16 protein-coding genes and 1 pseudogene are annotated in these 21,737 nt (G+C 69.0%); 7 read left to right on the top strand and 10 right to left on the bottom strand.

Annotated features, from left to right (window positions below; translation table 11 throughout):
* Positions 1 to 90: 90 nt before the first annotated feature.
* The 4 genes from AB0M70_RS38090 to AB0M70_RS38075 are packed head-to-tail and all read left to right on the top strand — an operon-like array spanning position 91 to position 4,958.
* Positions 91 to 933, top strand: a complete 843-nt coding sequence (locus AB0M70_RS38090) for a hypothetical protein (protein WP_365827715.1) — start codon at positions 91 to 93, stop codon at positions 931 to 933.
* 35 nt (positions 934 to 968) lie between these two features.
* A complete protein-coding gene (locus tag AB0M70_RS38085; protein WP_365827713.1) occupies positions 969 to 2,126 on the top strand; it encodes a hypothetical protein in 1,158 nt (385 codons plus the stop codon).
* Positions 2,123 to 3,631, top strand: a complete 1,509-nt coding sequence (locus AB0M70_RS38080) for a hypothetical protein (protein ID WP_365827711.1) — start codon at positions 2,123 to 2,125, stop codon at positions 3,629 to 3,631. The genes AB0M70_RS38085 and AB0M70_RS38080 overlap by 4 nt, the downstream gene beginning before the upstream one ends.
* Positions 3,621 to 4,958, top strand: a complete 1,338-nt coding sequence (locus AB0M70_RS38075; protein ID WP_365827709.1) for an AAA domain-containing protein — start codon at positions 3,621 to 3,623, stop codon at positions 4,956 to 4,958. Before AB0M70_RS38080 ends, AB0M70_RS38075 begins: the two co-directional genes overlap by 11 nt.
* A gap of 8 nt (positions 4,959 to 4,966) precedes the next feature.
* Here the strand turns inward: AB0M70_RS38075 and AB0M70_RS38070 are convergent.
* From AB0M70_RS38070 to AB0M70_RS38035, 8 genes and pseudogenes are all read right to left on the bottom strand, one after another.
* Positions 4,967 to 5,513, bottom strand: a pseudogene (locus AB0M70_RS38070) (transposase).
* 19 nt (positions 5,514 to 5,532) lie between these two features.
* A complete protein-coding gene (locus tag AB0M70_RS38065; protein ID WP_365827707.1) occupies positions 5,533 to 5,985 on the bottom strand; it encodes a winged helix-turn-helix domain-containing protein in 453 nt (150 codons plus the stop codon).
* 123 nt (positions 5,986 to 6,108) lie between these two features.
* Positions 6,109 to 6,687 carry a helix-turn-helix transcriptional regulator gene (locus tag AB0M70_RS38060; RefSeq protein ID WP_365827705.1) on the bottom strand — a complete coding sequence of 193 codons (579 nt, stop codon included), beginning with the start codon at positions 6,685 to 6,687 and terminating at the stop codon, positions 6,109 to 6,111.
* A gap of 340 nt (positions 6,688 to 7,027) precedes the next feature.
* Positions 7,028 to 7,186 (bottom strand): hypothetical protein, encoded by a 159-nt coding sequence (locus AB0M70_RS38055; RefSeq protein WP_365827703.1) that lies wholly within the window; start codon positions 7,184 to 7,186, stop codon positions 7,028 to 7,030.
* 247 nt (positions 7,187 to 7,433) lie between these two features.
* On the bottom strand, positions 7,434 to 7,874 hold the full coding sequence (locus AB0M70_RS38050) for a DUF6207 family protein (RefSeq protein WP_365827701.1): 441 nt from the start codon (positions 7,872 to 7,874) through the stop codon (positions 7,434 to 7,436).
* A 137-nt stretch (positions 7,875 to 8,011) separates the two neighbouring features.
* The gene (locus AB0M70_RS38045) at positions 8,012 to 8,731 is read right to left on the bottom strand and encodes a helix-turn-helix domain containing protein (RefSeq protein WP_365827699.1); all 720 of its coding nucleotides are present in this window, start codon (positions 8,729 to 8,731) and stop codon (positions 8,012 to 8,014) included.
* Positions 8,731 to 10,905 carry a hypothetical protein gene (locus tag AB0M70_RS38040; protein ID WP_365827697.1) on the bottom strand — a complete coding sequence of 725 codons (2,175 nt, stop codon included), beginning with the start codon at positions 10,903 to 10,905 and terminating at the stop codon, positions 8,731 to 8,733. Before AB0M70_RS38040 ends, AB0M70_RS38045 begins: the two co-directional genes overlap by 1 nt.
* Before the next feature lie 27 nt (positions 10,906 to 10,932).
* Complete coding sequence (locus AB0M70_RS38035; protein ID WP_365827695.1) at positions 10,933 to 11,529, bottom strand: helix-turn-helix domain-containing protein; 597 nt, start codon at positions 11,527 to 11,529, stop codon at positions 10,933 to 10,935.
* 305 nt (positions 11,530 to 11,834) lie between these two features.
* Between AB0M70_RS38035 and AB0M70_RS38030 the strand changes: the two genes are divergently transcribed.
* From AB0M70_RS38030 to AB0M70_RS38020, 3 genes are all read left to right on the top strand, one after another.
* Positions 11,835 to 12,542, top strand: a complete 708-nt coding sequence (locus tag AB0M70_RS38030) for a hypothetical protein (protein ID WP_365827693.1) — start codon at positions 11,835 to 11,837, stop codon at positions 12,540 to 12,542.
* Between the two features lie 1,312 nt (positions 12,543 to 13,854).
* On the top strand, positions 13,855 to 14,793 hold the full coding sequence (locus AB0M70_RS38025) for a hypothetical protein (protein WP_365827691.1): 939 nt from the start codon (positions 13,855 to 13,857) through the stop codon (positions 14,791 to 14,793).
* Between the two features lie 1,719 nt (positions 14,794 to 16,512).
* The gene (locus tag AB0M70_RS38020) at positions 16,513 to 18,432 is read left to right on the top strand and encodes a DNA/RNA helicase domain-containing protein (RefSeq protein ID WP_365827689.1); all 1,920 of its coding nucleotides are present in this window, start codon (positions 16,513 to 16,515) and stop codon (positions 18,430 to 18,432) included.
* 83 nt (positions 18,433 to 18,515) lie between these two features.
* Here the strand turns inward: AB0M70_RS38020 and AB0M70_RS38015 are convergent, their stop codons facing one another.
* Positions 18,516 to 19,922 (bottom strand): N-6 DNA methylase, encoded by a 1,407-nt coding sequence (locus tag AB0M70_RS38015; RefSeq protein ID WP_365827687.1) that lies wholly within the window; start codon positions 19,920 to 19,922, stop codon positions 18,516 to 18,518.
* 113 nt (positions 19,923 to 20,035) lie between these two features.
* On the bottom strand, positions 20,036 to 21,274 hold the full coding sequence (locus AB0M70_RS38010; RefSeq protein WP_365827685.1) for a hypothetical protein: 1,239 nt from the start codon (positions 21,272 to 21,274) through the stop codon (positions 20,036 to 20,038).
* Positions 21,275 to 21,737 lie beyond the last annotated feature (463 nt).

The raw sequence follows: 21,737 nt of genomic DNA, 5'->3' as shown, positions 1-21,737 counted from the left end.
TCCAAGAGGGGCGGGGTTCGATGGCACCGACTGTACACACAACCTCAGGAAGAAATCTGGAAACCCTGGAAGTCTGGTACCGTCTACGTCATGAGTGATCCTCTGGACGCCCTGGAGCACAGCATCAGCACCCTGCGCCGCGCGATCCGCGACGCCTCCGCCGCAGGCGACAGCGAGCGGGCCGGCGAGCTGCGGGCGCAGCTGCGCCGCGCCGAGCGCGCCTGGGACGCCCTGATCGACACCGGCGAGCCGGCCCCCGTTCTACCGCCCCGCACCGTGCCGGACACGCCGCCGGCCGCCTTCGGCTCGCAGCTTCCCGCACGCGAGCACGTTCACCGTGCGCTGATGCTGCTCGGCACTCCGGCCGCTCCCAAGCTGATCGTGGGGGTACACGAGGCGTTCTTCCCCGGCGAGCTGTCCGCGTCCAAGCTGTCCAGCCTGCGCCGGGACGAGGCGCGGTCCTATCAGTCCAGCCCTGGGGCCCGGCCCTACTATCTCTGCTCGGCGCTGGCCCACGACCTGCTGACTCCGGTGCGGGCGCTGCTCGCCATCAGTACCTGGCCGCTGGAACAACGCATCATCGGCCCGTTGTCCCCTCGCGTCGACTTCCTCACCGGAGCCATCCGCATCGCGGAGGCCGCCCACGCCTCCGAGGCGTCAGCCGGGGGCGAGCCCAGCACTACGGCCCTGCGACTGCTGTGGCGTTTTGCCGCGAACATCCCCGAGGCGATGCCCTCGAGCACCCCGGGGCGGGAGAGTGTGCTGGATGCGCAGCAGGTGATCGACGCCGCCCGGGCCGAGCTGGCCGTGCACCTCGATGCCGACCGCGCGGTCCGCTCCGAAGCCTCACGACGGGCCCGCACCTTGGACGAAGCCCAGCAACTGTTCGGTGCACCCCCGCAGAACGTCACGCCTCTGCGGGCCCGGGCCTGACCCCCGTCCCCTCCCCCGCAAGGATCTCCACCACCGTGAAACCACCCGTCGACGGCCGCCTGGACGCACTGCGTGGATCTTCGCCGCGGCTGTCCTACAACGCCCGGTCGCTGGCCGCTCTGGAGAACAACCCGCGCTGCACTCTGCGGGCCCTGCTGGACGCCTCCGGATCCGACAAGGCCGCGATCGCCGCGCACATCGGCTACCCGTCTCCCTTCGGCCAGTCCTCCTTCGCCTTCGCCCGCGGCAACGCCTTCGAGGCCATGGTGAAGGACAACGGATGTGCCGAACTCCTGCGCGTTCTGCGCGAGACCCTCAAGCTGACGCTGCCCGAGGTGGCCTACCTGGACCTGAACGAGGTCGGCGGCGCCGGTGACAACGACGCCCGCCACCGTCGCACCACCGAAGTCCTGCTGGAGGCGGCCCGGGGAAACGGCGAGGGCACCCTGTTCGACCACCCGCTGCTCCACCTACAGGTCGGCGGCGAGGGCGCATTCCTGGAACCGGACCTGGTCGCCTTCCGCATCGACGGCCGCTTCTACATTGTTGAGATCAAGAGCTTTCCGATCATCGACGGGCAGGCCGACCCGGCCCAGGTGCGGGCAGCCACGACCCAGGCATCTGCCTACATCATCGCGTTGCGCGCCCTCCTCGCACATCACGGGTTGGACAGCGGGGCCGTGTCCGACACCATCGTGCTGGTCGCGCCGAAGGACTTCACCAACCGGCCGACCGCGGCGTTCGTGGACGCTCCCAAACAGGTTGCCGCCCTGACCCGCCAGTTGTCCCGTATCGAGCGCATCAGCGACCTCGTGAACCTGCTGCCCGAAGACCTGACCTTCGACCTCGACCTCGACCTCACCCTCCCCAAGAAGGAACAACGGCCCCGCCGCCCGGCCGAAGAACTGGCCGCGGCCGTGGCACAGGTACCCGCGACGTACCGCCCGGACTGCCTGAACCACTGCGAGATGGCCTTTCACTGCCGCGCCCATGCCCGGGCGGAGGCCTCGCTGGACGTGCTCGGCCCCGCGGTGCGCGAGCAGCTCGGCGGCATCGATACCGCCACCATGGCCCTGGGGCTGGCCCGTGGCCAGCTGACACCCACAGGGGATCAGAGCGACATGGCCGCCGCACTGCGGCACGCTGCCCGGCTACGCGACGAGTTGACCGAAGCCTACGGAGGTGCTGCATGAGCGTGCTGTCCGCGCTGGCACATGTGGAGGCGATGCAGAACATGAAAGCGGTCCCCCTGACCGCGTTCCGCCACCACCGCCTGTCGGACCGTCCCCTGGTCATCATTCCGCTGACGATGGCCGGAGAAGCCGGAGCTCCACTGGCGGTCATGGCCGGCACCGCCAGGAGGGACATGACCCTGCTGGTCGTGCCCCAGCCCCGCAACCGGGACCAGCGATTCGCGTTCGCGGCAGATCTGGGCCGGGTCGTAATGGACTACATCAACTCCTACCGGCAGGACCGCCGCGGCGAAGGCGAACGCTCGCAGTACACCGACGTGCCGCAGATCATTGTCCCCAACCAGGGAGGCGTCAACGCGCTGGCCGACCTCGGGCGCATGTGCCGCTTCCGCTCGACGACCGGACCCTATGCCGTTCCGGAGGTCGTTCCCGAGTTCGGCATGTGGTTGACCTTCCTGGTCGACAAGGCCGAGATGGCCGGCACCTCCATGCTGCTGCCCCTCACCGCGCTGCTTACCGAGCACTGGGCCACCGGCCAAAGCACGCTGGAGGACCAGAACTTGGCCTCGCTCATGGCCTGGATCGCTCCCCCGCGGGGTGTGAGCATCGCTCAGGCGCTGGAAGAGGCGGAGAACCCGGACGTGTGCCCGCCGGCCGGGCCGTCGACATCCCCGGAGTTCGACAATCGTGACCTGGCGCCAGCAATCAAACGGTTCGACACCGCCCATGCGCTCGGTGACCCGCACACACTGGCAGCGGCCCAGACCGAGCTGACGGAACTGATCGCCGGGCAAGTCAAGCCCACCTGGCGCCTGATGTGGTCGGCCATCTCGATACTGCGTTCTGTCCCCGAAGCACCGCAGACCGCACGGCGCCTCGACCGAGACTGCCGGCTCTTCACCAACCACTCCGACTACCGGGACGCCGGAGGCCTCCCCCAGCGCAAGCGTGACACCGCTATCAGTGCCGCACGGCGCCTGAGTCAACTCGAGCGGGCACTGGCCGACTTCGAGGCCGCCATGGCCTTTGACGACCCGTTCGTCCTGGCCGACCGGCGCAGCGGCGGAGAGGCGTTCACCGGAACGGTCGTGGAGAGCCAGCCCAACCGGACGGCGATCACGGCCAAGAACACGACAGTGCCACGTCCGCGGGTCACCGTCCGCACCAGCGATCCCCTGCGCCTGGCCGCCGGCACCAAATTGATCAGCCCGACCATGCAAAAAGGCCACAAGGCCGTCATCGTCTCCGTCCTGCACGACGGCAATACGACCCTCGTCACGGTGGAGGTCACCGCCGGCATGGGACGCGGGCGCACCCCCAAGGCAGGCTCCGTACCGGACCTGGACCAGGACATCGCCTACCTTCCCGATCCGGGGTGGCGTCCGAACCCGACCTTCCCGGACTCCGACCACACCCCGTGGACACACAGTGCCGACCCCGACGGGCCGGACGACAACGCCGTGCCCGAGAACGCCGCCGCCGAGGAGTGGGGCCATGACAACTGACACCGACACCCCCGGCGCCGCCGCGAACGCCGCCACCGCATCGATCCTGTCCGACCTGGCCGACACCCGCCACAGAGCCGTCGTCGTCGACTCCCCTCCCGGCGCCGGCAAGAGCACCCTCGTGGTCCGCGCCGCCCAGGAACTCACCGCAGGCGGCGAACGCCCGATCATCGTCGCCCAGACCAACAACCAGGTCGACGACCTCATCAAGCGACTCGCCAGGAACCACCCCGCCATCCCCCTCGGCCGCCTGAGCGCCGGTGACTACAGCCCGCCACCGGCCCTGACCACACTGGCGAACACCACCATCGGGCGCACCCTGGCCGACCTGACCGGCTGCCAGATCATCGTCGGCACCGCCGCCAAGTGGGCCACCGTCCGCGACAGCACGTTCGGCTGGGCAATCCTGGACGAGGCCTACCAGATGCGCTCGGACATGCTGCTGCAGATCGTCGAGCACTTCGACCGCGGCCTGTTCGTCGGCGACCCCGGCCAGCTGGACCCGTTCACGATCGTCGGCACCGAACGCTGGATCGGACTGCCGCACGACCCGACACAAAACGGCGTCAGCGTCATGCTGGAACACAACCCCCACATCCCCGTGCACCGGCTGCCGGTGTCCTGGCGCCTGCCGGCCTCCGCCGCCCCCACCATCTCGCAGGCCTTCTACCCCTTCACCGACTTCACCGCCGGAACCGGTGCCGGCGCCCGCTCACTGGATTTCAGCACCACAAGATTTGGCAGCACCCGCCTCGACGAAACTCTCGCGACGGCCTTCAGTACCGGCTGGGCCCTGCACGAACTGCCCCGCCGCCACGTCCCGCGCACCGACACCGAAACCATCCAGACCGCCGCGGACCTCGCCGCCCGACTGCTGACCCGCGGCGCGATCGCCACCTGCGAACACAACCCCGACGGCCACGCCCTGTCCGCCACAGACATCGCCATCGGCGTCGCCCACCGCGACCAGGCCGACCTGGTCCGCGCCGCCCTCACCCGCACCGGCCACCCCAGCGCGCCGGGCGTGGCGGTCGACACCGCGAACCGACTGCAGGGCCGCGAGTTCGAAGTCGTCATCGTCGTCCACCCGTTGTCCGGCCGCCGCGACGCCACCGCATTCCACCTCGAGGCCGGAAGACTGTGCGTGCTGGCCTCCCGCCACCGGCAGGCCTGCATCGTCGTCGCCCGTGAAGGCATCGCCGACCTCCTCGACACCCATCCCTCGACCGACCCCGTACACCTGTCCGTGCCGGCCAAATTCCCCGACGGATGGGAAGCCAACCACGTCATGCTGGCAAAACTCGCCCAACACCGCGTCCCCGCCTAGCTTCTGAGTTATCCGATGGGTTGTCGGGTGTGACGGTCAGGCAGTGTGAGGCTGAGTGTTGTCCCTTGCAGACATCCGTCGATGAGGTCGGGCCTGCGCTGGATTCTGTGCCAGCCCCTTCTGACTGCCCGTTCCAGCTGGTCGCGGTCGGTGAAGAGTACGTTCGCGGTAACGCTGGCGCCGCAGCAGAGACCAGATGCCTTCGACGGGGTTGAGCTGGGGGCAGTAGCTGGGCAGTTGAACGACGGTAAGCCAGTCATGATCAGCCGCGTACTGGCGCATCCCCGCAGACCGGTGGACATTGAGATTGTCCCAGATCAACACCACGGGACCGCCCAGCTGGATGTGTGCCCGCACGAGCAGGTCACGGTAATCCTTCCAGGTGAAGCCCCGTCCTGCGCCCCGGACGCGGGGCCGGTAGATCAACTTGCTGGACCGCCCGGACCCGTAACAGGCCAGCGCTGCAAGGGAGATCCGACCGCGCGAACCTCCATGAACCGCAACGACTGGTGTGCGGCCCCGGGGCGCCCAGGTGCGTGAGCGGTGCGGCTTCATCGAGACGGCGGCTTCGTCTTCAAAGAAGATCCATGCCCGAGCGCCGCCGCGGTGGCTTTGCCGCCGGCCACGTGTCCTTCACCCAACCGGCCACGCCCACCGGGTCCTGCTCGGCCGCCCGCCGGGCCGGCTGCTGACACGACCAGCCATAACGCCGCAACAACTCCCACACCCCGCGCACCGACAAGGTCTTCCCCAGCCGGTCCTCGATCAGCAGCTCCACTCTGGACAGCGTCCACCGTTCATCCGGCCAGCCATAGCTCACCGTGCCTTTCAGCAACTCCACCTCGAGCAGAGCGAATTCCTGCGCCGAAATCTTGGGACGCTTGGCCGGACCGGAAGATCGCAACGCATCCGAGCCCTGCTCACGCCAGGCCCGGCGCCAGCGCTCCACCGAACGGAGACTGACGCGCAACTCTTTGGCGATCACCGTGTTCTTCTCGCCCCGGTCAAACCCTTCTCCCGCGAGCATCCTTATCCGCTCCCGGGCAACCTGCTGGCCGGGCCCGAGCCCACCACCCTGCGCATACCGCATCCCTACGACATACCGCAGGGATCAAGCACCGTCACCCCTGACGACAACCCTCCGGAAAGGTCAGTAGCAGTGGGAGTGCGCCTCTTCCCAAAGCGGTCTCAGTCCACTGGGGTCCTCTCCACAGGCCTCGAGAAATTTGCGTACCAGGTCCCAAGAGGGGAACTTCTCCCCGCACATGACTCTGGACAGGTAGGACGGCGACACGCCGCTCAGCCGCCCCAGCTGTCTTACGGAACGGCCGGAGGCACGCTGGCTGAGAGACAGTGCTGAAGCCAGTTGCCCTCGCTTGTCTTTGCCGTCCTCGACCGACGCTTGGTTCCCCGGGCTCGGGGCGTGAGTATCCAAGGTGAGGTGTGGTGTTCCGCGGCGTGCCACAGCGGCCAGCACCTTCCGTTCGGCTCTGCGCGAGGAATACTTCTTCTGTGCGCTCTCTGCGCTCATGTGCAGGGCTCTACCGATGGCAGCCCACGGTTCCCTGCGCTGACGCGCCTGCTGGACGGTGCCCGCCACCAGAACCTCGATCTCCTGCTGGATGCGCACCGCGCAGTGAAGAGCCTCGAGGCTCGTTTCTCCAGGGGCGGCGAGCATGCGCACGAAAAGACGTACCTCTTCCTGCATGTCGAGCGCGAGTTGGACCACTTGGCCGCTGTCCTGCTCGACTCGCTCATGCCCATACTTTCGACGCCTGTACGCGCCCTGTCTGCAGGAGTCTGAGCAGTAGCGCCTGGGCCGTCCCGATGCATGGTGCTGCTCGGGGAGTTGGTGCTGGCAGTACGGGCAACGGGGATAGGTCTCTTCGTCCGTGTACATGAGGACCTCTCTCAGACAGGCATAGCTCCGCCTCAGCGCGCCCCTGTTGACGAAACGGGTTACGTCTACAGGGAATCGTCACTCATTCTGTTCTCCTGAGCGGCTTTATGTCGATGAAAATGAGGAAGCCGAGGCCCTCGAGTTGAGGACCTCGGCTCTGGGCTCTATGTCAGACGAGACCGTGTGCCTTCGCCAGATGCCAGCTCAGTTTCCCGGCCTCGATGGCAACTGCGCAGGTCATCGCGATCACCCAGTCCTTGACGGTCAGCACCGGACGTGTCGGGTGCCCCTGCTGGATCATCACGACCAGACGGTGAGGGTCAGACACGAAGTGCTGGCTCGTCTTTGTGAACCGGTCATGCCTAACCTTGCGCTGTTGGTCGTGATCGCTTGCGTTTGTCCCGCCACCCTTACGGTGGAGGACGCGGGGCACGGCGCCGGTGTGGTGCCATGTCCTGAGACGGACGTCGAGTTGCATCAGCAGCTCCTGTTCGTTGTGTGATTGGCGTGGGCCCCCGCCCGGTGTCGTTACCACCGGGGATGCCGGGGGCTTGCGTTCACATTCAACTCGCTTGTCACTGCCGCCAGTCATCAATCTGCGCCGTTCCGGGGTTTTGCTGCCTTTCCCCCCAACCTCTGGAATACTTCCCTGCCGCATACCGGAAAGTCCGCGTCCGGTGGACAGATGACGAACAGGTCGGCTCCCCACGCCGAGGGTGAATCCGCCTGCTCCCATCACCGGCAGGCGGGCTGCGCGAGCGGACCGGTCCTGGTGGTCGGTCGCCGGGTCTATTCGTCGACCGTCGCAACCGATACAGGCGGCGGGCCTGCGTGTCGCCGTACAGGCGCATGCACGCCCCTTCCTGGCGCGGTACCCGGAAGGGGGCCGAGGCACCGGTGAGGTTGTGACAGGTGATCAGACGATGGGCCACGGCGAGCGCGGTTTCCTCGTTCGCGGCCTCGACGGTGATGCGGGTCAGCCCGGGCTGGGGCAGGTGTGCAGGGCGGTAGGTCATGTCCTTGCTGACGCCCGCCCTGGCGTGGCCAGTTCGCCTCCGCCGGACGGTTCACCCGTCCGAGAGCTCGCCGGCTGCACCCCTGTCGATCTGCGGGTCTTGCAGGGCCGCGGCAGCGGGGGCGTGTCGACGTCTCGTCAGCGGGGGCGCCAGGTGCGCACCTCAAGGTGGGTGATGTGGGCGTCGGGGTGGATGCGTCCGCTGTCCACGAGCCATTGGTGGACGGCGGCGGTGATGTCCCCGCCCGTTGCGTCGACGCGTTGGGCGAAGTCGGTGGCGTCGAAGCCGCCGGTGGTGGCCGAGCCGTAGGAGCGTTCCTCGCTGTGGTCGGGGCGTTGGATGACGTCGCGGCGGATGCCGGGTGAGTCGGTTCTGCTGCCGGAGGGGTGCACGTAGCCGGTCTTGGCGAGGCGGACGGTGAAGGCCAGGCGCAGCTGTTGGCGGGCGGCTTCGGCGATCAGGGGGCGCAGGCGGGTGGATCCGGAGGCGATGGCCTGGGCTGCGACGCGGCCGGTGCCGGTGCCGGTGGGGGTGATGAGGACGGCTTTGGTGCGGACGCGTGCGCGGGTGCCGGAGGTGGTGGTGCGGCGGGTGATGTGGGGGGAGGCGATGTCGGCGAGTTCGGCCGGGTCGGTGATGCCCCCGCTCTGCACGGCGGCCAGGATCTGGGTGAGGGCGGGGACGAAGGCGGCGCCTTTGTGTTTTGTGTAGAACTGGGAGACCAGGGAGGCATCGCGGTTGATGATGCGGGCGATGTCGCGTTTGGTGTAGCCGGCGGCCTGGAGCTGGTCGGCGAGCTGGGCGGCCTCGTTCAGTTGTGGCGTTGCGGGGGCGGGGCGGCGGTTGCTCGGTGGCATCAGGTCCCCGTGGTGGTTTGGGTGAGGGCGGCGCGTCCGGCGTCGCGCAGGGCCAGGAGGTCTTCTTCGCTGGTGGGTGCGGGCAGGGGGCCGGTGAGGTGGCCCTTCAGGAGGTAGTCGCCGGGCTGGTGCTGGTAGGGCCAGTGGTGGGCGGAGGTGAGGTAGAGGGCGTCGGTGCGGAAGGCGATGACGCTGCCGGGCGGTGTGTGCAGGGCGCCGGCGTAGGTGTCCTGTTCGCGGTGGCGCTGGCTGAGCAGGGCGGCGCGGGCGCCGGACCAGATGGCAGCAGCCCATTCGGGGTGGGCGTTGGGGTCGCGGGAGAATCCGGTGGGCTTCTGCCAGGTGATCAGTTCGTCGTCGAAGCCGATGATTTCGGCGTCCGGGGGGACCTCGCGCTCCAGGGCGCGGGGGGTGGTGCCGGTGACCATGCGGGGGCGCTGGGCGAAGGAGCCGATCCCGTACAGGAGGATGGCGCGCACGGCGCGGGAGGCGAGGTGGGCGGCGCGGGCCTGCGCGGGGTCCTGCTGGAAGTGGGACTGGGTGGCCAGGTTGGTCCAGGCGTCCTTGAGTTTCTTGGCCCAGTCGTCCAGGGGTTTGCCGTCCTCCCAGAGGATGCCGTCGAGGATTTCGATCTTCCAGGGCTGGAGGGGGTTGGACAGGGCGGTGTGGATTTCGGGGCCGCCCGCCCAGGTCGTGAAGGTGGTCCCCGGTGTACTCGGGTAGTGCCAGGCGCGGTCGCCGGGGGCGGCGGCGGGCAGGGTCCCGACGTGGTTCCAGGAGTCGGGGACGGTGACGCGCACCTGCCAGTGTCCGCAGCCGTACAGAGCCTTGGTCTGTTCTTTCTGGGACCAGGAGGCGAAGGTGGCGGCGGTGATCCGGCGGGGGGTGCCGACCGGGGACTTCCAGGTGTGCTTGGCGTAGGCGAACGTGCGGTCGTACTCCACGAGTTGGGGCAGTTGTTCGGGCACGCGGGGCGGGGTGATCAGTTCGGTGCGGCCCTGCCCTGCGGTGGCGTGCAGCAGGCCGCGCAGTTCCTCGGAGAGGACGGGGTAGCCCTCGGCGTGCTGGCCGCGGGCGGGAATGGTGCGCGTCCACAGGTCGCGGCCCGTCTGCGAGGGCGAGCCCATGACGACGGCGTCGTCCCAGTGGCGGCGCAGCGCCTGCCACAGCAGGACGAACGCGTCGCGCGCCACGGTGGGTTCGTCGCCGTCCAGATCGAACCACTCCCCCATGGAGCGGATCTCGACGTGGGCTGATTCGTCGTCGCGCTGGTAGCGGGCCACAGGGGTGCGGGGATGGACGAAGTGTCCGGCCATGCGGTCCTTGCCACGGCCGGTGTCGGTACGCCAGCCCGGGGTGGGGGCGTTCAGCCAGGCCGCAACCGCATCGCGCAGGTAGGCATGGTGCTGCGCATCGCGGTGCCAGGGGGCGCCGCCGGTGATGTAGATGCGCTCCACCCCGGCGGGCGCCGCGTGAAAGACGGCGTTCAGGATTTCCGAGGCCGAGCGTGAGCCCAGCTCAAGGCGGTAGGTCTGCTCACGGTGGACCAGCACCTCGGTATCCGTGTCGAGGAAGACCGTGGAGCGGGCCTGCTGGGTGAAATTGGGGCGGGTGGAGGCCAGATTCTTGGTATGCGTGAACCATCCGTCGCCCGCCTCGCCGTCGGGGATCGAGGGCAGCTCACGCGGCACGGGCAGCCCAGCGGCCGCCGGCGGCGGGGCAAAAGACTGCGGGGGCACCGCGGGGGGCGTGGCAGACGACTGAGAGGCGGGGCGCAGGGCGGGCGCAGGGGCGCCCTGGACCGCAAGCGCGGGCTGCGGCGCGCCGTCCAGGTTCTTCGCGCCCTGCACCTCGGCTCCGGTGGCAGCGGACCTCGGGGCTGTGGCCGCCTGTTCGGCGCACCGTGCCACGGTCTGCGGCGCAGCCGGTGGCGGATCGGCAGGGGCGGCAAGACTGCCGGGCGCCAGCGCCGGCGCCAACGCGACGACTTCAGCCAGGCTCAACCCCGCTGCCGGGGCGATCCGCTGTGCCTTCGCCTTCTCATAGCCGGCCAGCATGGAGATCTGCTTGTCCCGCGCCGCCTGCAACTTGGCCAGAGCGGTCTGCGCCTTCTTGATCTCGTCCCGCACGGTGCGCAGCTCGGCCAGCGCGGCGGTGTAGCTCTGTGCATCCATCAGGGTCCTTGGCTTCGGGGCGGCCGGTCAGCCGGCGGGACGGGTGGCAACGTAGGCGATGGGCCCGCTGGAATGGGAGGGCAGGCGCGTGCCGAGCAGCAGTTCGGCAAGCCGCCGCTCCCCCGGGGTGGTCGCGGTCAACGCGGTGGCCGGGGCAGTCAAGTCAGTGACGTATCCGGCCAGCCGCGCGTTGGGGAATGCGCGCCTCCCCCGGGTGTTGCTCTCCCAGTGCTCCAGTCCGGTCAGCACGGCGACCACGTATCCCGCGACGGTGACGGGCAGGACTCCGGCGGCGGCGACGCTCGCGGCGTCGCAACGCCACCAGCCGTGCAGCGCCTTGAGCAAGGTCTCGGGAGACAGGGTCGTGGCGAAGCCGGTCCAGTCGCGGTCATGCTCGGCAACCTGTCGGGCGGTGTTCACCCGCAGGACGGCGACCTCGTCCGCCTGAAGATGATGCAGGGGCGCGGGACTGCGGGCAGCCAGGCGCTGCACGGTGTCAAGGGGGATCATCACCCTTACCCCGTGCCGGGTGAGACCCGGAAGCAGTCCTGCGTGGATGAGGCGGCGCAGGGTGGTGATGGCGCAGCCCAGTTCCCGGGCCGCCTGTCCCGTGGTCAGCAGCACCGCCGCGCTCCCCCTCCGCACCGCATTGTCCAGTCGAATCAGATATTTGATGTTACTCGAGAATAGGAGTGAGGTGACAGGGCGTCAAAGAGGAGAGGCATCTTGCCCTGTCCCAAGGTCGATCTGCACTCGCACCACAGGGCGCCCCCTCGTGCGGCCAGCGGGGAAGCGGCCGGCGGCGTGTGTGCTAGGAGAGCTTCGCCGCGCCACGCTGCCGGGTGAGGCTGGTGCTGTCCTTGGCAACAACGCGCAGCCGGGGCGGGTGGCCCGCTTCGTTGTCAGTGGGCGGCGTTAGCGTGAGCCGCATGACCTACGCCCCTCGCCGCCAGGCCGACGAACTACCTTTCGATGCCTGGCAGATGACCCTGCGGTACCGGATGGAGGCCCCGGCGGTGCCGAGCGATTTCGACGACACCCTGGAGGAGTGGTGCGTCGACATCGTCCGCCTTCACGACGACGAGGAGTGCCCCCACTGCACGCCCGAACAGGAGTGTGCGGCGGCCGGCAGCGGTGTGCGGCTGGGGTACATGACCTTCGTGCGGATCCGCGACTGCACCAGCGCTCCGGCCTGGGAAGCCGCCGACGCGCACTCCGGCGACCTCGAGAAGATCCTCGCGCTCTGCACGGACCCCGCCTACGCGATGACGCCCGGGCTGCACTGGTCCGAGGCGTTCGAGAAGGCCATCGAACTACCGGCCGGCGACCTGCTGATCATGGACCGTGTGCGCCTCGAGCCCCAGTGGCGCGGCTTCGGGCTGGGCGCGCTGGCCGCAGCACAAGCCATCCGACGGCTGTCGAGCGGCTGCTGCGCGGTGGCTTGCGAGCCCGCGCCCACGGACCGGGACTTCGCCGACGGTGATGACCAGGCCTTCGACCACGCACGGGCCAAGATCGCCACGGTGTGGGAGTCGGTGGGCTTTCGCCCGTTCAACAACGGCATCTACCTCCTGGACCCGACGCTGCGCACCCCGGGCGAGGCCCGCGCCCGCTGGCAGCAGCACTTCGACCGCTGACCTCCCCAGGCCTACACGCCACTCCACTGCTGTTCCGCGGGAGCCGACGGCGTCAAAACCCGCGCGCGGTGAACCGCGGCTCGACGGGCTGACAGAAGCGGCCGACGGTACCGAAAGCGACGGGCTGCGGACGATGCGCCGGGCGGCCGTAGGGCCCACCCAATACAGCGACCGCGTCGGCTGCCTCACCGGCCCCCGTCCCCGCAGCATCCGGAAAGAGGCCAGCGCAGTCTTCCTGACCGGTGGCTGGGAAGCGGTGCCCTGGTCACGGCTCGCGGCGCCCTGCCCGTGACTTTTCGCCCCAGCAAGGCAGTGCCGCCCCGTCGGCCTGCTTGGTGACTCGCCCGTTGTCTCCTGCCAGCGATCTTCAAGGAGCTGTGCCTCATGTGGCTTTCACTCCAGACAGCACACCACAGGCTTGCCGACCTAACCCACCACACGACAGTCCCCGCGTATCTGGATCATGTGAACCGCTACACGTTCGCCGCTGCCAGCCACGTGCTCATCGGTGATATGGCCGTGCCCGGCTACAAGCACCGGCAGCAATGGCGCTTCCTCGACCGGGACATCCAAAGTCCGGCAAGCGGCTCGCCGGACTGGGGATCGACCCCGGCGACCTGGTCGACGCCGGCCTGGAGGACAGTGGGCCACACACCTGGCGCTCTCGCGTCTGGCAGTGGATCTCTCAGGCCATCTATGAGTCCGAGCTTCCTCAGATGCAGGACCTCGGTGTCTTATCCAGGGGTTTCACCGGGCAGCAGCTGCCCGAAGCGTTCACTCGGCGGACCATCGCGAGCACCAGGCCACTGACGCTGATGGTCTGGTCGGGGAAGGAGTGGCTGGTTCCTCGCGGTTATGCCGCTGTGCTTGACCCGGCCGAAGAGGTCGAAGCCGGCCTCGCAGCGCAGGACGACGTGTGCAGCGGCTGCGGAACGCCGGCCGGCCACAAGCGGATGCGCAGGCCGGCGAAAGCCGCGCAGCCACAAGGCCGCGCGTTCACCAACCCAGCGGCAAATGCCCAGTGCGATACTGCGCGGTCGGCCCCGCTCCGCGATCACAGGGCGGAGGCGGGGACCCGCCACAGCAGGCAGCGGTACCTGTCGAGGTCATCGCCACGGTCGGTAAGAGGGCGTGAGCGGCGCCCTTGTGGGACGCCTCGGCCGACCGCAGGGTCGCCTCGACGCCCCAGAGCACCACGCCATCGTCGCGGCGGTCCAGCAGACGCCGGCCAAAACCCGTGAAAGCGCCCGACGGGAAACGCGTGCGAACTACGTTTCCTCCTGTGGTGTTGCCCAGAAAAGGAGTGCTGCCCGTGTCTGATCCCGATCTGCGTAAGGTCGTTGATTCCCTGCCTGCCCTAGCCTCCCTGCACGGTCTGCACCTGATTCCGGCCAGCGTGGGCAGCACCGGACCCCACGCCGTACTCAGTGAGGCCATCTACGACTGTCCGGCCTTCGCACGCCTGGCCGCCGACTGCGGCGCACGCATCCTGTACTGGGACGTCGAGCATTTCGACGCCGGCGAGTTCACCGACTCCCCCGCCCTGCAGGCAAGCAGCTCCCACCCCTTGGCAGGCACCCCGGCGCCGCCGCCGGGCCGGCAGAGCAGCGGCCTGCTGGCCGCCGCTAAACGCCATGACGGTGATGTGGAGAAGGTGCAGGTCGCGTTTGTGATTGACGGTGTCATCCACACCTGGACGGCCACGGCGCCCTGGGCCGAGCAGCTGCACGAGCAGTGGGAAGCCCACCTCGACACCCACCGCGCACCCGTGCAGCCCCTGTACCAGGAGCGGGCAGAGCCCGATCCCGTTGAGGCCGCCCGTATCGCCGCACAGCTGCGCACCATGCCCGCCGTCATCCGCGGATCCTTCAGCCAGCGTCACGACCTGGCCGCCGCGACCTTCCCGCCGGCCGACGGCCAAAACGAGTGGGACCACCGCCGCCTGCTGCGCAGTGCCCTGTCCCTGGCCCACCAGGCCATCCAGGACGACGCCGACCACGCCTACCAGGAAATCGAGCAGCACCTGGACGACACCGCAGCCCAGCTCCTGAGGCAAAACATCCTCAACGACGCCTACGACGCGCCCGCACGGCGCATCGTCACCACCGACTTCCTCACCGAACTCACCGGAGGTCACAAGCCCAAGACCCGTACCGTGACGCTCTTGCTGGGCCGCCCCGCCATCAAAGAGTTCATCACCGCGCAAAAGTCGGCCGTCCCTGCGCCGGCCCAGAGCGCCTTGCCCCTGTGAGGCAACCGGCCATCCCCCAGCCGTCGTCCCCACCCACGGGCCTCTGTCCTTCTTGAGGGAATCTCGCCACAGACCCCGGGGCCCGGCACAGACAGCGCCCGCGGCCAAGGCCCGGGCAGGGAGGGCCGCTCAGGAGCGCGGGCCCGCATGGCCTGCCGGGAACCGGCCCGCTTGCCCCGGTCTTGTGCAGAGGCCTGGCGACGGCCTTTCGGGTTGCGGCCGATTCCCGGTGCCAGTTCCTCCAGCGCGGCACCCTCAGCCGTACGCAGCGCAAGTCTCCATCGTGCTGCGGCAGCCGGCGCCCACAGGCGTTGCCCTGCCCCCGCAGCTGGTCCTGAACCGCCTGCGCCCTGGGCGCATCTGCCATGCGGCCCCCGCACGGTGCCGCCAGCCCGGGGCGCGGATGCCGCGGCCCACAACGTCATCCGCTCACGCACGGGCGAGAGCAACCACCACCATGCCGCATCCTGCCCCGGCCGGCCGGGGCGCCGCTTCCCTGCTCCCAGCGCGTTGAACGCGCAGCCCGGGGCGCCCCACCGCACGATGCGCACCACTGCGGCGCGCGAAGACACCGCCGGCGCGCACCACCCACACGCAGCACCCCGATCCCCGCGGCGCCACACCGACCACGCCCGTCCACCACCCTCACACCAACGGGCGCGGGAGCAGGGGCAGCAATGGGGATGTCAGAGGCTCTCCACCGTCCGGTACGCCCACTGACCTGCCAGCCTGCAAAGCCCGGGCCGAAGGCGGGGCAACAGATGAGGGAACAGCTGCCGCACGAGCAGTCACCACTCAAGGCCGCAACAGATGCAGGGAAAGCCCCACGGGACCACCGCCCGTGACAAACCCGCCAAACCCTTGGGCAGCCCGGTGCAGCGCGCCGAGCCGGGGCGAACAACCCGGGGGTCGTGCACCCCGACCTTTGGGCCCATGGCACAGCGCCTGGGGCTCACCTCCGCCACATGATCTTCTGATCGCCCGCGCCTGTGCGCGCAGCACCGGTATCGTGTCGCCCAGGCCCCTTTCTCAAGCTTTATCTGCCTTACCCGATCTGCGGGTTCGGCCGCCCGGCGGAGTCGCCGGGAGGCACTCCCCGTACCGGTTGGGGCGGGCCATTGCTGAGAGAGGAAACCTCTTGGACACGGAGAAGAGCACCAAGCGGCGGACCGTTTTTCGGCACGTCGGGCAGGCCCTGTCCAGGGTGAGCGTCTATGTACTGGGACAGCTCATCTGTTCCTGGCTCGGCCTGTAGGGACGAGGAGGGGCCCAGCGCCGGCCGGCGGGTACACGCCGGCCGGCGCAACCTCAACTCCCCGGCCCCAGAGCCTTTTAGGCCGTCCGACGGCGTGGGCGGATCTGGGCGGATTGCCGGCGACGAGACCGGCCCAAGGGGGCTTTTGGACAGGGCTTGTTGACGATCCGGGTCCTTCATACTGCGGGTGGGCGGGCGCGCCGGTGGCGCGTGGTCGCCGGCGCGGTGACGGTGTTGCGGGAGCGGCGGCGCGGAAGTGAGTCGGTGAGCTTGGCGCTCGGTCACCTGTCCGGCGCCGCCGCAGCGCTGACCGTAGCAGGCCGCTGCTCGGCCGGTTATCGCCCATCTCACTCTGGGCGACTGAGATAATCATCCACTTCTTGGACACCGGTATCGCTGCTGTAAAGGGCGTGTGGGGCCGGGGCGGGCATCGAAAGCGGGTAGGCATCATGGCTGGCGGGGGTATGTGGTCACAGCTGGAGGCGTTTTGGCCTGCCGAGGAGATGGTGCGGGACCGTGAGCGCCTCAAGGACAAGATCTCCGATTGCTACAAGGCGGCGCACCCCACGGGGCAGGAGCCTTCGGCTGGGGATGCCGAGTCGTGGCGAGAGAGCGTCTACGAGATGGCCACGGCGCTGAAGGATCTCGGCCTGGGCCAGGTGTGGGTGTTCATCGAGTATCGCGTGGATCCCAAGATGAACCCCATCGACGTGGTCCTGGCCGGCCATCACCCCGAGGGCGGGCTGAGTTTCGCGGCCGTCGAGCTGAAGCAGTGGGGCACCGTCGAGCGGCCCACTGTGGCCAAGCATGCCAAGGGTCTGTGCGCCGCGTGCCGGAAGCCGGACGCTCAGGCCTTGTGCAAAGGGTGCGCGATCGACCGCGTCTACGCCCCCTTCTACGCGGCGCACAAGAAGCATCCGGCCGTGCAGGTGCGGGCCAACATCGAGTCCCTCAAACAGCACCACAGCATGTTCGACGACCGCTATGTCCACCTCACCGGCGCCGCGTATCTGCACAATCTCAAAGACCCGCAGTCTCAGTGGATCAGCCAGGTCATGCCCTGCCCCGGCATCCGCACGTTCACGGCCCGCCACCCCGCGAAGCTGCGGGAGTTCCTCAAGGCCACCTTTGGCCCGGCCGACGGAGCCGACGCCGCCGAGGCTCTGCTGCAGCGGCGCCGGCCGACCGCACTGCTGACGTCCGAGATCGGCAACATCGTCCATGGCCATACGCAGTTCAGCCTGGTGGACAACCAGCTCAGCGCCGTGAACGACGTCATGGCATCGGTGCGCGAGCCGGCCGGAGGCCTCAAGAAGGTCTATGTGATCCGCGGCCGGGCCGGCACCGGCAAGTCCCTGGCCGCGCTCACCCTGCTGGGCGACGCCGTCAGGGACGGCTACCAGGCACGTTTCGTATCAGGTGGCGTGGCCTCGCGTGAAAACTTCCGGCGTGGTGTCCCACGGGGCTACGGCAAGACGTTCATGACCCTCAACCGGGTTGCGGACAAGCTCGGGCCCGATGAGGTGGACCTGATTTTGTGCGACGAGGCGCACCGGCTCACCGAGCGGCCGATGAAAGGCTCGTTCTACATGCGCGACGGTGATTCCTCCGTCGAGATCATCGTGTCCCGGGCGAGGGTTCCCGTCTTCTTCATCGACGGCGACCAGCGCCTGTTCGACAACGAGGTCTGGTCCCAGGACCTGCTCATCGACGAGATTTTGAAGCTGCAGGTTGAAGTCGTCCCGATCGACTTCGACCGTGCGCTGCGTGCGGTGGGCAGTTCCACCTACGACACGTGGGTCAAACGGCTGTTGCTCGGCGATCCGCTGCCCTGGCGGGCCGGTGACGGAACGGACGAGGAACCCTTCGAGCTGTATTACACCGACAGCGCTGCACGGATGGAAAAGTTCCTGCAGGCGAAGCTGGATGCCGGCGCCAGCGCCCGGATGACCGCGGGCATGTGCTGGGAGTGGACCGACACCTCGGGCACCGTCCCGGACGTCGCCCCGGAACCCGGATGGGCCCGCCCGTGGAACGCGGACGACACGCATGACACACCGGGTGTTCCCAAGCGCTACTACTGGGCCACGGACGACGGCGGCTTCGGGCAGATCGGCTGCGTGCACACCGTCCAGGGCCTGGAATACGAGTGGGGCGGCGTCATCATGGGCCCCGACCTCACCTGGACAGGGGCCGCGTGGGCCCTGGACCGCAACCACGTGAAGAGCAAGGCCATCCGGATCGACTCCGACACCATCCTCACCCAGCGCCTGGCCAACGCCTACGGCGTCCTGATGACCCGTTCCATCCGCGGCACCGTCCTGTACTCCACCCATCCCGCCACCCGCCACCTCTACGCCGACCTGGGCGTCCCCAAACTCTGAATCCTGCACGCTGCGCCGAGGGGGGCAAACCGCACGCGGTGGCCGCTGTGACACGGGCAGACCAGGGCAGCGGGGTGTGCGGTTCACTCGCCCTGCAGCTTGGCGGCGAGTTCTGCGAACTCTTGGAGGGCCACGGTCAGCCCGTCCACGATGTCCTGGGCAATTGCCTGGGGTGTGGCCAGGCTGTCGGTGTGTGGCGGCTTTTGCGGCCACGTAAGGTCCAGGCGCGTGCCGTTGACGTTCAATACGTCCTTGACATCGAAGCAGCGGAAGTCTTGTGTCTGTACTCTGCGCGTGCGCGGCCGGCCCGGCCGGTACACCGAGACGAAGTCGTCCAGGTCGCTGCGGGTCGGCGGGGTTATAACGGGCGCGGAGGGACGGCGCGAGCGCAGATCGTAGACCCAGATCTGGGTTGTCTGGGGGCCGGGGGCGGGGTGTGCAGGCCGGTCGAAGAAGATCACACTGGCCTGGACGCTGCTGTGGAACATCCCGGCGGGCAACCTGAGCACCGTATGGACGTCGAACCGGTCGAGCAGATGCTCCCGCACCCTGGCTGCGGCGCCTGCCGCATAGAAGATGCTGTCGGGCACGATGACAGCGGCCCGTCCCGGTGCCGCCGTCAGCGACATGACGTGCTGCAGGAAGTCGATGTGTTTTTCGCTCGCCCCGGTCACGAAGTCGCTGCGTGCGTCCGTGCTTTCGCGGTGGGCGGCGCCGGGGGCCTGGCCGGGCACGCCCGCGCGTCTGCCGAAGGGCGGGTGGGCAAGGACCAGTGAGGCGCGCCGGTGGGGCGGGTGGGCAAGGGTGTCGCCCACCGTGATCTGCGGCGGCCGCCCCAGGGCCCCCATGCTGTGCAGCAGCAGGTTGGCCGTCGCCAGCCGGGCGGTGCCCGGCACCAGCTCCTGCCCCCAGATCTGCTCCCTGTTCCAGCGCTCGCGTTCCTCCTGGGTGGCCTCCAGCAGCTGATGGCGTGCCAGATAGTGGTGCACGCCGATCAGGAATCCGCCCGTGCCGCACGCCGGATCGGTGACGGTGTCGCTCAGCTCGGGCCGCAGCGCTGCCACCACGGCGTCAATGAGGGGGCGAGGCGTGAAGTACTGGCCTGCGCCGGTCCTTATATCGTTCACCGCCTTTGCCAGCAGGGCGTCGTAGGCCTCACACAGCAGACCTGCCTCCTGGAACGTCCATCGGCGTGCCTCGAAGAGATCGAAGACCAGCCGGTGCAGCAGGGCACCGTCAGGGATCTGGTTTTGCGCACCGGCGAAGACGGCATCCAACGCCGTGCCGGACTCCCGCCGCGACCGGCGGTCAAGGATCTGGCTGTAGCGGGTCACCAGTTCGGATCCGCGGAGCGCAAGCAGCGCACCCCACCCGCAGGGCTCGGGCTCGGACAGCGCGCCCCTGCCGGCCGCGACGGCCCCGCGGCCAGGCACCTGTTCGTCCTCGATCTTGAGCATGAGGAGGTAGGTGAGCTGCTCGGCGGCTTCCACGGTGGTCAGTCCACGGTCACCGAGCACGTCGCAGTAGTCCAGGAGCACACCGGCCAGGCGCGAAGGCCTGCCGTGCGGCGCCATGACGGTGGAGGGCAGGGGAAGAAAGTCCGTCATATCTCGAGCTCCAGCTGTACAGCTGCGGGTGGGTTGCCGGCGCTCCGGCCGGCCCGCCGGCGTCCGGCAGGCAGGTCAAGCGGCCTCTTGGGGTTCGCTTCCCCCCAGGACGAGGGAGCCGGCCGCACGGCCGTGGCACGGTCGTCCTGCGGTGTGCCGGCGCCTGCCGGGGGCACGAGGCGTCCGGTTACGGCCGCATCGACAAGGGCCCGGCGCAGCAGGCCCGATGACTGCGATGCGGCCTTGACCCGGACCTGCAGGTGGCGTGCCGCCTGCTGCCACGCAGCAGCTTCGCGGCCCAGCCGTTGCTGTTCCCGGGCCGGGGCAACGGGGATGAGGATGTCTCTCAAGCGGGCCTGCGAGATGTTGCGCATCGAGGTGAGCGTGCCGCTGCTGCGCTGCTCGATCTGATCGCGTACATAGGAGGTGGCGAGCAGCTGCGCCAGCCAGTTAGCGTCCACATTCGGCGCGGGCAGCAGGCGAAGGCTCTTGTCGCTCAGGAGCAGGCCCGGGCGGCATGCGGCGACCCGGACGGCCGCCCCGACGTGATCGGGGCTGTTGGCGCGGCACAGCAGGATGTCACCGGCCCTGATCTCGTGCCGCTCATCGACCCGTGCTCCTGCACCTACTTGCTTGTTCTCCGTCTCGAGGAAGGACCCGCGGGTCATGGCGCTGGTTTTGATCACACCCCACGCGTCGTCGTGCGCAGGCCGCGGCTCGCACGGCAGCGCCCGCCCCGCCTCGATCCGCCCGATGACCTCACCCAGGCGTCGCCATGCCCAGCCGTGGGGGAGGCTGCTTGCAAAAGCTTCCTCGGTTATTGGTGTCAGGGCCCCGGGGGCTGCCTCGTGCAGTGCCCAGGCTCCTGCAGCGGCCCGGTGAAGGCCCTGGCTCCCACGCTCCAGGCGCTGGAGACGCTCGTGCAGCACGTCAAGGATGCGACGCTGTTGCGCCGGCGGCGGCAGGACAAACCTGATGTCGTGCAGTGCGCGCACGGCCAGCGAGCGCATCCGGTTGCCGCCCGCAGCCGCCTCGAGCTGTTCCCGCACGCCGGAGGACTCCCACACACAGCCCAGATACTGGGGATCCAACACCTCGGGCCGCACCCGGATACGCACCATGCTGCCCGCCAGCGCCACCGGCCCGGCTGAAGCACCCATCAGCGCACCACGCCCCAGCCGCTCCAGCGCCGCCGCACGGCGACAGAGCAGAAAATCGCCTTCCCGGGCAACCACTGGCGCCCCGCGCCCCCCTCCCCCGGCTCCCTGGCTGCCCCGAACGACATCCCCGCAGTCCACCACCGCCCCCGACAGAGCCGTCGCACGCAACACCGGCCAGCCGCCGTGACCCCCGCCCGTCGTCGCCGAACGGCCCACGGCCAACGGACCTTGCAACACATCGGCCAGCCGCACCACCCTCCAGCTCGCCGGCACTTCCAGCCCCCTCACAGCAAACCCCCTCATACCGCCCATGCCACGCCCCCCTCACCCGCCCCCACCGGACGCCTCAGCTCATGCCCGCCCGGCCAGCGCGGTTCCCCGCCAAGGCCACACTCCCCCGGCAGACCCGAAAGGCCGCCCTGCACGATCCACGACCAACCCAACACGCCCCCCAGCAAACCTAGTTCACCCCACCCCCACCCACCACACCTGCCCGCACACCAGCCACCCTCCACGCGCAGACAAAGACATCCAAACG

Source organism: Streptomyces sp. NPDC051214 (assembly GCF_040682375.1).
Classification (GTDB): Bacteria; Actinomycetota; Actinomycetes; order Streptomycetales; family Streptomycetaceae; genus Streptomyces.
The sequence above is the reverse complement of the archived record's forward strand: the minus strand, read 5'-3'. Positions and strand labels throughout refer to the sequence as shown.

Excerpts from the sequence above, each read along its gene's own strand:
- AB0M70_RS38050 (WP_365827701.1), bottom strand. The coding sequence starts at position 7,874 with ATGACCTACCGCCCTGCACACCTGCCCCAGCCCGGGCTGACCCGCATC.
- AB0M70_RS38045 (WP_365827699.1), bottom strand. The coding sequence starts at position 8,731 with ATGCCACCGAGCAACCGCCGCCCCGCCCCCGCAACGCCACAACTGAAC.
- AB0M70_RS38090 (WP_365827715.1), top strand. The coding sequence starts at position 91 with ATGAGTGATCCTCTGGACGCCCTGGAGCACAGCATCAGCACCCTGCGC.
- AB0M70_RS38080 (WP_365827711.1), top strand. The coding sequence starts at position 2,123 with ATGAGCGTGCTGTCCGCGCTGGCACATGTGGAGGCGATGCAGAACATG.
- AB0M70_RS38075 (WP_365827709.1), top strand. The coding sequence starts at position 3,621 with ATGACAACTGACACCGACACCCCCGGCGCCGCCGCGAACGCCGCCACC.
- AB0M70_RS38030 (WP_365827693.1), top strand. The coding sequence starts at position 11,835 with ATGACCTACGCCCCTCGCCGCCAGGCCGACGAACTACCTTTCGATGCC.
- AB0M70_RS38040 (WP_365827697.1), bottom strand. The coding sequence starts at position 10,905 with ATGGATGCACAGAGCTACACCGCCGCGCTGGCCGAGCTGCGCACCGTG.
- AB0M70_RS38065 (WP_365827707.1), bottom strand. The coding sequence starts at position 5,985 with ATGCTCGCGGGAGAAGGGTTTGACCGGGGCGAGAAGAACACGGTGATC.
- AB0M70_RS38020 (WP_365827689.1), top strand. The coding sequence starts at position 16,513 with ATGTGGTCACAGCTGGAGGCGTTTTGGCCTGCCGAGGAGATGGTGCGG.